The organism is Amycolatopsis sp. NPDC051071 (genome assembly GCF_040682875.1).
Taxonomy (GTDB): Bacteria; Actinomycetota; Actinomycetes; order Mycobacteriales; family Pseudonocardiaceae; genus Amycolatopsis.
Window position 1 is genome coordinate 1 of record NZ_JBFBBY010000235.1, and the last position, 9,452, is coordinate 9,452.

Annotated in this window: 12 protein-coding genes; 4 read left to right on the plus strand and 8 right to left on the minus strand. The window is 66.9% G+C overall.

Annotated elements, in window-relative coordinates:
* Positions 1-56: 56 nt before the first annotated feature.
* From AB0M65_RS38250 to AB0M65_RS38275, 6 genes are all read right to left on the minus strand, one after another.
* Complete coding sequence (locus AB0M65_RS38250) at positions 57-392, minus strand: hypothetical protein (RefSeq protein WP_364039599.1); 336 nt, start codon at positions 390-392, stop codon at positions 57-59.
* Between the two features lie 34 nt (positions 393-426).
* Positions 427-1,287: a PD-(D/E)XK nuclease family protein gene (locus AB0M65_RS38255; protein ID WP_364039602.1), complete on the minus strand. Its 861-nt coding sequence runs from the start codon at positions 1,285-1,287 to the stop codon at positions 427-429.
* A 103-nt stretch (positions 1,288-1,390) separates the two neighbouring features.
* On the minus strand, positions 1,391-2,020 hold the full coding sequence (locus AB0M65_RS38260) for a MarC family protein (RefSeq protein WP_364039605.1): 630 nt from the start codon (positions 2,018-2,020) through the stop codon (positions 1,391-1,393).
* On the minus strand, positions 2,017-2,880 hold the full coding sequence (locus AB0M65_RS38265) for a PHP domain-containing protein (protein ID WP_364039608.1): 864 nt from the start codon (positions 2,878-2,880) through the stop codon (positions 2,017-2,019). Before AB0M65_RS38265 ends, AB0M65_RS38260 begins: the two co-directional genes overlap by 4 nt.
* A 298-nt stretch (positions 2,881-3,178) precedes the next feature.
* Positions 3,179-3,739: a PH domain-containing protein gene (locus AB0M65_RS38270; RefSeq protein ID WP_364039611.1), complete on the minus strand. Its 561-nt coding sequence runs from the start codon at positions 3,737-3,739 to the stop codon at positions 3,179-3,181.
* A 24-nt stretch (positions 3,740-3,763) separates the two neighbouring features.
* Complete coding sequence (locus tag AB0M65_RS38275) at positions 3,764-3,925, minus strand: hypothetical protein (protein ID WP_167336154.1); 162 nt, start codon at positions 3,923-3,925, stop codon at positions 3,764-3,766.
* 186 nt (positions 3,926-4,111) lie between these two features.
* On the opposite strand from AB0M65_RS38275, the gene AB0M65_RS38280 reads away from it, so the two are divergent.
* Positions 4,112-4,540, plus strand: a complete 429-nt coding sequence (locus AB0M65_RS38280) for an NUDIX domain-containing protein (protein WP_364039615.1) — start codon at positions 4,112-4,114, stop codon at positions 4,538-4,540.
* Between the two features lie 104 nt (positions 4,541-4,644).
* Here AB0M65_RS38280 and AB0M65_RS38285 read toward each other — a convergent pair whose 3' ends face one another.
* Together AB0M65_RS38285 and AB0M65_RS38290 are read right to left on the minus strand one after the other, a co-directional pair.
* The gene (locus AB0M65_RS38285; protein ID WP_364039618.1) at positions 4,645-5,751 is read right to left on the minus strand and encodes a DUF2332 domain-containing protein; all 1,107 of its coding nucleotides are present in this window, start codon (positions 5,749-5,751) and stop codon (positions 4,645-4,647) included.
* 31 nt (positions 5,752-5,782) lie between these two features.
* Positions 5,783-6,361: a MaoC family dehydratase gene (locus AB0M65_RS38290; protein ID WP_364039621.1), complete on the minus strand. Its 579-nt coding sequence runs from the start codon at positions 6,359-6,361 to the stop codon at positions 5,783-5,785.
* 248 nt (positions 6,362-6,609) lie between these two features.
* Between AB0M65_RS38290 and corA the strand changes: the two genes are divergently transcribed.
* The 3 genes from corA to AB0M65_RS38305 all read left to right on the plus strand — a co-directional run bounded on the left by corA (position 6,610) and on the right by AB0M65_RS38305 (position 9,366).
* Positions 6,610-7,698 carry a magnesium/cobalt transporter CorA gene (gene corA, locus AB0M65_RS38295; RefSeq protein WP_364039624.1) on the plus strand — a complete coding sequence of 363 codons (1,089 nt, stop codon included), beginning with the start codon at positions 6,610-6,612 and terminating at the stop codon, positions 7,696-7,698.
* A 178-nt stretch (positions 7,699-7,876) separates the two neighbouring features.
* The gene (locus AB0M65_RS38300) at positions 7,877-8,527 is read left to right on the plus strand and encodes a metallophosphoesterase (protein ID WP_364039627.1); all 651 of its coding nucleotides are present in this window, start codon (positions 7,877-7,879) and stop codon (positions 8,525-8,527) included.
* Positions 8,524-9,366 carry a chromosome partitioning protein ParB gene (locus AB0M65_RS38305; protein WP_364039630.1) on the plus strand — a complete coding sequence of 281 codons (843 nt, stop codon included), beginning with the start codon at positions 8,524-8,526 and terminating at the stop codon, positions 9,364-9,366. The genes AB0M65_RS38300 and AB0M65_RS38305 overlap by 4 nt, the downstream gene beginning before the upstream one ends.
* Positions 9,367-9,452: the final 86 nt, after the last annotated feature.

The following is a 9,452-nucleotide window of genomic DNA, read 5'->3' on the forward strand; positions in this document are numbered from 1 at the left end:
TCCTTGCGCTAGGCGCAAGGAAGGGGGCCTTCATGTACTTGCCCTCGAGCTGAGGCTCAGCTCCACCAGAAGAGACTCAAAGCAGCGGTCACGCTCACGACGACACAGAGACCCGCGAAGCCCGCGACACGGCCGTTGCGCGTGTCGGCGACCCGCTGAGCCAGCAGGGCGACCACCGCCGCGATCGGATGCCCGATGAGCATCAGCGGTCCCGGCCCGGGTGCGTCGGTGAACAGGCAGATCACGGCGATCACGAGGACGCACGACGCCAGCACGACCATCCCGGCCGCGAGTGAACCGGTCAGCCCGCGCCAGAACCGTCCGCGCCCACGTGCCGGGGGATCCTCCGGCGGCGGCACTGTCGCGAGTTCTTCGGTGTCCGGTGATGACACGTCCTCGCCTGTCCAATCGTCGGGTCTCAGGAATTCAGGGCGCCAGCAACTCCCACGACTGAATCGCGGGCCCGGCCTCCTGGCCTGCGGCGCAGCTGGGCCGGAAATCGCACCACGAGCAACGGCGGCCAGGGCGGGCCGGGAACAACACGTCCTCGTCGCCGCCCGCGTTCAGGGTATCCGTTGCCAGCCGCAGATCCCCGGCGGTCTCGTCTGCGCGCTGGAGATGTCGTTTCAGGCTTTGTTCGGTGTGTTCGGCGGCCGCGATGGTGCCCGTAGGCACGTGGTGCAACTCGACTTGGTAGCACGGCGTACGCAACGTCCTGGCGGCTGCGACCGCGTACAGCGCCAAGGCCTGCGAAGAGCGCGCTTCGTACTCGTCCGGCTCACGACGGCCGGTCTTGTAGTCGATGATCACCAGTTCCCGGCCGCGCTGATCGATGCGGTCGGCCCGGCCCTCGATGATGAGACTGGGGCCGCTGCCCGGCTCGAGAGTGACGGGCGCCGAAACCCAGCGCTCCAGCCCTACCGGCTCGACGCTGACGTCGTTGTGTTCGACGTACTCCGCGACCCACGCCTTGGCGCGGGCTCGATACCTGGCGGCTTGGTCGGTGTCTTCGAACCCGGCGTCCTTCCAGTGCTCGGCGACGAGCGCCATCGCGCGCTGCGGCACGCGTTTGATCACCGGCAGGTCGAACAACGCCCGCAAAGCGTTGTGTACCACCGCGCCCAGCGTGCTGTGCGCCCACGCCCCGGTGCGGGCCGGGGACGGGCGGTCGAGGTACGACATGCGGTAACGGCGCGGGCAGTCTTCGAACGTGGCAAGGCGCGCGGGCGAGACTTTCGTCAGCTTGCGCGGCGCTTCGACGCCGAAGTCGAAACCAATCTGCTCCATCGGATCACCCCGCCCGCAACGCTACGCACCCCCACCGACACTTTCCGAGGGGAGCCCCAGGAAGGGAGCAAGGGACCTTTGCTATCACTTTTGCCCCGGCGCCTCACGTGCCCGCAATGAAGCCCTTCACCGAGTTCGCCACCAGCTCGACGGCGATCGCGGCCAGCAGCAGGCCGGCGATCTTCGCCAGCAGCGTGATCCCGCTTTCCTTGATCAGCCGGATGACCACACCCGAGTACCGCATGCACAGGTACAGCACGAAGTGCACCGTCACGATCGAAAGCGCGAGAGCCACGTACGCGCCGGCGTGCCCATCGGCCTGACGCACGAAGACGATGGTCGCGGCGATCGCGCCAGGTCCGGCGAGCAGTGGCGTCCCGAGCGGCACGAGCGCGACGTTGACGTCGTCACCGGCCGCCTCGGACTCACCGCCGGTCTTCCCGGTCAGCAGCTGCAACGCGATCAGCAGCAGCAACAGCCCGCCCGCGCCCTGCAGCGCTGGGATGCCGATGCCGAGATACGAAAGGATCGCCTGTCCGGCGACGGCGAACAGCGAGATCACCAGCAGCGAGACCAGTACTGCCTGCCGCGCGGCCTTGGCACGCAGCGCCACCGATTTCCGGCCGGTCAGGCTGAGGAACACCGGCACCGTGCCGGGCGGGTCCATGATGACGATCAGCGTGATCGTCGCGCTCATGAACAGGCGCGCGTCAAAGAAGTCCGTGATCGTCACCGGGACACGACCCCGTACCCGGTCGACCGCGAGACGAGCTCTTCGAGCGCGCGCGGGTCGGTGGTCTCGTCGCCGAGTTCGATGGTTTTGTTCGTGCCGTGGTAGTCGCTCGACCCGGTCCGCACGAGGCCCAGCTCCCCCGCCAGCCCGTGCAGCCGGCCCCGGGTCTCCTCGTCGTGGTTCGGGTGATCGACCTCGACACCGGTGAGGCCGTGCTCCGCCAGTTTGGCGAGCACGTCGACGGTGATGGTCGCGCCACGCGTGTAGGCGAAGGGATGCGCGATCACGGTCACCCCACCCGCTTCCGCGATCATGTCGATCGCCGTCTCCACGAGAGTGTCCTGCCGCGCCACGAAATATCCGCTCCCGTTGCCGAGGTAGCTCCCGAAGGCCTCGTTCACCGACGAGACGACGCCGGCGCGCACCAGTGCTTGCGCCAGATGCGGCCGCCCGGCCGAACCGTCCTCCGGCAGCAGCGACATGATCTCGTCGGGATCGACCGGCAGCCCGTCGGCAGCCATCCGCTCGGCCATCACACGCAACCGCCACCGGCGCTCCGACCGCAGCCGGGTCTGCTCGGCGACGAGCGCGACCGACGCCGGATCGAAGAGATACGCGAGCAGGTGGACGCTGACCTGCCGCCCGGTCTCCGGATCGACGGAGAGCGTGGACAGCTCGGCGCCGGGGACCAGGGAAAGCCCTGGTGGGAGCGCCTCGGCGGCCGGGGCCCAGCCGGCCGTGGTGTCGTGATCGGTGATCGCGACGACATCGAGGCCCGCCTTCGCGGCGGCGGCGATCAGCCCGGCGGGGCTGTCGGTGCCGTCGGAGGCGGTGGAGTGGGCGTGCAGGTCGATACGCATCGACTGTATTGTCTATCGCGCTGATCAGGGCCGCGCTGCCAGGGCGCGCCTAGGTGCCCTGCGTCTCCATCGCGGTAAGGGCGCCCTGCCATCGCGCCCCTGAGGCCTGGCGGCCAAAAGGCGCGCGACTCCAAAAGATCAAAAGACCTGGGTCACCTCAGAGTGGGTCACCTCAGAGTGGGTCACCTCAGAGTGGGTCACCTCAGAGTGGGTCACCTCAGAGTGGGTCACCTCAGAGTGGGTCACCTCAGAGTGGGTCACCTCAGAGTGGTCACCTTGGAGTGGGATCTGGTCTGGGCTAACCGACCTTCTTCTTGCCACGCGCGGCACGCTGAGCCTTGATCATCGAAAAGCGCTCGGCCTGCTTCTGCTTGTCGCCGAAGACGAGCTCGGAGATCGTGTCGTAGAACTCTTCCGGCCGAGGCAGGTAATCGATGCGGTTCAACGCCTGGATCTGACCGGCGGACTCGACCACCATCGTCCCGTAACCCCACATCCGGCCCCACGCCGAACGTTCGTAGGTGAGGTCGGTGACCTTGGTGATCGGCATCATCAGCACCTTGGTGGTGTAGACGCCGGTGGTCATCACGAACCGTTTGTCCGTGACGACCAGCCGCTCGACCCACCACTCCATCACCACGTACGCGAAGCGCAGGATGACGAGCAGCGCGGCGTACCAAAGGATGTTCTGGACCACCCACGCCGCGGGCGGCAAGAGGTAGGACACCAGGACGCAGATGGCCAGCAACGCGGCCGTCTCGAAGGTGTCCCACAACAGCACAGCCCAGTGCCGGCGGATCCGGATGACCCGTCGCTCGGTGTCGAGGAGATACTCGTCTGGATCGCGTGGGGCGAACATACCGATAGAGTATCCGCTCCTCCGCTAGCTGAAGACGTTGCTGACGAAGGTGATCACTGATTCGGCCGAGGAACGCAGGAACCCGATGATGTTTCCCACGAGGCCCGCGGCCTGACCAGGCTGCGCGATCACGAAGAACAGCACCAACGCGATTCCTGCGAAAGTGAGTAGCTTTTTCGCGTTCACAGCGATCAATCCTGTCTCTTACGGCGACTGACTGCGGATACTGACTATTCATTTTGTACCGCACCGGCCACCCGCGCGGGAGGTAAGTCCCGCGCTTGGGTCAGTGGGCGAGTCGAAGTGTACCGTACGGCTACTCTCCGTGTACAGGACAGCCATTGTCAGGAAGCCCGCGTCTACCATTCGGGAATGACCACCGTTTCGAACAGCACCGTCCGCTGCGTCGGCGGGATCGTCCATGACGAACAAGGGCGGCTTTTGCTGATCCGGCGCGCGAATGAACCCGGACGGGGAACCTGGTCGGTTCCCGGCGGCCGTGTCGAACCCGGCGAAACGGACGAAGTGGCCGTGATCCGCGAAATGCGGGAAGAGACCGGCCTCGACGTGATACCGGGCACAGTGGTCGGCCGCGCCCGCCGCGGCCCGTACGACATCCACGACTACGCCTGCACGGTCATTGGCGGCACTCTCCGTGCCGGGGACGACGCCGACGACGCGCGGTGGATCGACGCCGGAACGTTGATCGAACTCGACAAACAGGGCCGGCTCGCCGAACTCCTGTTCGTCACTCTCCGCGATTGGGGAGTGTTGCCGACCGGGGATGTCTCGTCGACATGACAAATGCCGAGCCCGATTCGGCAAATGACGTGGAGATAAAGCGTCCAAGAGATGGGAATTATCCTGCCGGACGCATTCCCGACATCTTCTGAAGCGCGGAAAAGCTAAACCGGGAGCCAGGTCATCCGCTGGCCGTGCGGTGCCGTCCTGGCCAGCGCGCGCACGTCCGGCGCGCCACCTTCCCAGCGGACGAGCCCGAGCACGGCGGTTCCGCCGTTCGTGTCGGCCAGCTCGGCGCGCCCCGGCAGCAAAGGCTCCAGCGCGGCGCCGTAGAACTCCTCGCTGACCCACCACAACGGCCGCTCCCCCGCGAGTTTCCGCAGCTCGTCGAGGAAGTCCGCCCGCCGGTCCCCCAAATACGCCAGTACGTGGCTGGTCAGCACGACCAGGGGTACGGCGGCGGGCAGCGTGGCGGCCGCCGAGGCGAGATCGTCGACGGCGTCACCGGTGATCAGCTCCGGCCGCTGCTTGCCCTGTGCGGCCGCGGCGGTACGCAGTAGCCGGATCCGGTCCGGCTGGTCGGCCCAGACGCAGGCTTCGAGCCAGGCCAATTCATCCTCGTCGCCCAGGTCCACCGGCGCGCGGTCGAGCCCGGCGCGGGCGGTGACCGTCAGCTTCTTCGGCACCTTCGGCGTGACGGCACCGGGTGCGAGGTCGAGCGCGCAGTGCAGGCCCACCGCGGCCTTCGCGGGGCCGGCGGTGAGCTGCTCGCCGCCGTCGCATTGGTACCGGTAGGCGAACTTGTCCAGCCCGAGCAGCAGCCCGGCACTGCAGCCGACCTCCAGCAGCGAGATCTTGCCGCCTGCTTCCTTCGCCGCCGCCGTGACCGCGGGGTAGAGCAGCGCGGCCCGGCGGACCTCGTTGGTCTGCGTGTACCGCGAAGAGATGATCGCCATGGCCCGGTCCGCCCGCTCCAGCAGGAACGAGCGGAACAGCGGCCAGGTCTCCGAGTCCACCCCGTCGAACCCGCCGACGGACGGGTAGTACCGCGAGAGCGGATGGATGGGGTCGGCCTGGATGAGCCGGTGCGCGGTCGCCATGAGCAGCGGACCGCGTGCTTCACCACCGCGTGCGCCGGTCAGCAGCCCGGCGACGTCGTCGTCCTCGGCCGACTTCGACGCCAGGTGCTCGTACAGCGGCGAAACCCCGGCCGCCTCGACCGTCGCGAACTTCCGCAGGCGGCTCTTGATCTCATCCAGCCCGATGGGCATCGACGCGCTCCTCTTCCGTACGTGACAGCCGTTATTCGTGCGGCACGGGACGGCCGGGCTGTTCACCGCCCCTGGAGTCACCGTAGGACCGCTTCGGCACCATCACCTTGCGACGGAACACACACACGATCGTGCCGTCCTGCTTGTAACCACGAGTCTCGACGTAGACGACGCCACGATCGTCCTTCGACTTCGACGGCGTCTTGTCCAGCACCTCGGTCTCGCCGTAGATGGTGTCACCGTGGAAGGTCGGCTTCACGTGTTTCAGCGATTCGACCTCGAGGTTCGCGATCGCCTTGCCGGACACGTCGGGTACCGACATCCCCAGCAGCAGCGAATACACGTAGTTACCGACCACGACGTTCTTGCCGAAATCGGTGGTCTCCCCGGCGTAGTGCGCGTCGAGGTGCAGTGGATGGTGGTTCATGGTGATCAGGCAGAACAGGTGGTCATCGTACTCGGTGACCGTTTTGCCCGGCCAGTGCTTGTAGACCGCGCCGACCTCGAACTCTTCGTAATAGCGACCGAACTGCACCCAGTCCTCCTGCACGAGTAACGCGGCGTGAGCCTGGAACGACAGGCTTTCGTGTTGAGGAGTACCCTCGACCATTGGTGTCAGGTCGTCAACGCGACCCACACCACTGCGTAACCGTCCGCCGAGTCAAGGAGGTGAGGAACCCGATGTCCAGTGGCGATAGTCCGCTTCCTAGTAGTCGCAGCGTTTCCGCCCTCTCGTCTCGCCGGATCCCCACCTGGCAGGGCTGACGAAACCGGGAACGCTGGCCTAGCCGAGCGGCCCCCCGACCGCTTGGCCCGTCGTCTTCGCGCACAACGCACGACGTCTGCCCAGGAGATCCCATGCCTGCCATTCCCTCGCTCGGCGGCCTTCGCGGCCGGAGCAACGGCCGCGCCAAGAGCGTCCCCGAACGCCCGCTCCCCGTCCCCCTTTCGGCGTACGTTGTCGACTGCGCGGTGTATGTGGAGGGCAAACGCCTGCCCGGCCGCTGGTCGCATTCCGAGGCCATCAAAGAGGTGCGCAAGCGGCACGCGGGGTTCGTCTGGATCGGGCTGCACGAACCGGACGCGGTGCAGATCCAGGGCATCGCGGACACCTTCGGCCTGCATGAACTGGCCGTCGAGGACGCGCTCGAAGCGCATCAGCGGCCCAAGCTCGAACGCTACGACGACACGCTGTTCATGGTGCTGAAGACGGTCCGCTACGTCGAACACGAGTCGCCCGCGACGGCGAACGAGATCGTCGAGACCGGCGAGCTGATGGCGTTCCTCGGCCGCGACTTCGTGATCACCGTGCGGCACGGGAACCACTCGGGGCTGGCCCGGCTGCGCCGCGAACTCGACCAGGACCCGGAACGGCTCGACCTCGGGCCGTCCGCGGTGCTGCACGCGATCGCGGACCACGTCGTCGACCACTACCTCGACGTCACCACGGCGATCGAATCGGACATCGACGAAATGGAGACGCACGTCTTCGCGCCGCGCTCCAAGGTGAGCGCCGAGCAGATCTACTTCATGAAGCGCGAGGTGCTGGAACTGCGGCGCGCGGTCATGCCGCTGGGGACACCGCTGCAGCGCCTCGCCGAGGGCTACACGCGGCTGATCCCGGACGAGGTCCGTTCGTACTTCCGCGACGTCTCCGACCACCTCACCACGGTCGCGGAGCGCGTCGCGAACTTCGACGAACTGCTGACCACCCTGGTGGACGCGACACTGGCGAAGATCACGCTCCAGCAGAACACCGACATGCGCAAGATCACCGCGTGGGCGGCGATCATCGCGGTCCCGACGGCACTCGCCGGCATCTACGGGATGAACTTCGACTACATGCCGGAGCTGCACTGGCGCTTCGGCTACCCGATGGCGATGACGATCATCTTCGGCGTCTGCATCCTGCTCTACCGAATATTCCGGAAGAACCGCTGGCTCTGACCTTTCTTCCCCCTTCGGTAGTTCTGGAGTTCCCTCATGCCAAGGATCCTGACCAACCTCAAGTTCTGGGCGCTCGCCTTCTGTTTCGTCTGGCTGTGCATCGTGATCGCGATCATCGCGAAGGACCCCGCGTTCGCGCACGGGGTCAAGTAGCGCCGTTGGCCTTACGCTGGGGCCTATGAAGGCACTGGTCGTCGCGGACGAGGTCGAAGAGCGGTTGTGGACCTCCGCGGTCCACAACCACCCGGCCGACCTCGTCATCGGCGCGGGCGACCTGCCGTACGCGTATCTGGAGTTCCTGGCAGGCGCGCTCGACGTGCCTTGCGTGTTCGTCCCGGGTAACCACGATCCCGATCTGTCCGGCTACACCCGTTACGGGGGACTGTCCCTGAAGGACGGTTTTCCGGCGGTGTGGCCGGGGCCGGCGGGCGCGGTGAACGCGGACGGCCGGATCGTCGACGTCGGCGGGCTCCGGTTCGCCGGGCTCGGCGGTTCGGTGCGCTACAACGACGGCCCCAACCAATGGACGCAACGGCAGCAGGCGCGGCGTGCCAGGCGGCTGGTGCGCCGGGCGCGGTTCCGCCGCTGGCGGGACGGACGGGACGTCGACGTCCTGCTCACCCACGCGCCGCCGCGGCACTGCGGCGACCGCGAGGACCCGCCGCACCGCGGGTTCGACTGTCTGCATCGCACGATCGAGTTGCTGCGACCGAAATGGTTGCTGCACGGGCATATCCACCCGCACGGTGAACCCGTGCCGGACCGGGTGGTCGGCGGAACCACGGTACGCAACGTGGTCGGGCACCGGATCATGGAGTTCGCGCTATGAAGGACACCGGATTTCCCAGGGCTGACGCGGAACACGACTTTCTCCGAGCCCGACGTCGCCAGGTATTGTCGCGGCTGGCGAACTGGCTGCGCGGCGAACCCGACGACGTCAACATCATGCTGCCGTTCCATGAGGTGGTCGACGCGCTGGGCTATCTCGGCGAACGGAAGATCGGGCCGCGGGTGATCCGGCTCGATTCGATCGTCGGCAGCGTCGACCGGGGCCGCGACTTCGACCGCCGCTTCCGGCCGACGTCCGGCCGGGTCCGCGAACGCTGGGAACGACTGGCGCTCGCGACCAGGCGCGGCGAATCGATCCCGCTGATCGAGGTGTACCGGATCGGCGAATTGCATTTCATCATCGACGGTCACCACCGGGTTTCGGTGGCGTACGCGATGGCACTGTCCACAATAGAGGCGATGGTCACCGAGGTCCGGACCAAACTGGACCCGAGCGGGATCCGGTACCGGGGCGACCTGATCGTCAAGGACTACCGGCGGCTGTTCCTGGAACGCGTCCCGCTTTCCGGGCACGCGCGGGCTTCGGTCGTGTTCACCGACCCGTGGGACTACGCGCGGCTCGGGGAACATGTGGAGGCGTGGGGTTTCCGGCTGATGCAGGACGAAGGCCGCTACTCGGACCGGCAGACGCTGGCGCAGCGATGGTTCGATGAGGAGTTCCTGCCGGTGACCGAGATGCTGCGGCAGGCGGACATGATCGGCGACCGCACCGAGGCCGAGGCCTACCTGTGGGTGGCTTGCGAACGGTACCGCCTCATCCGGACGCACCGGTGGGACGACGAGGTCTTCGAAGCCGTGCGTTCGCAGTCGCGGCCTTAGTGCTTCCCTCGCGTGTGTCATGAGGGGTCCCCCGGGGTCGAGCTGTTCGTCGGTCTTCATCGCTCTCACGGTTTCGGTGACGGGGA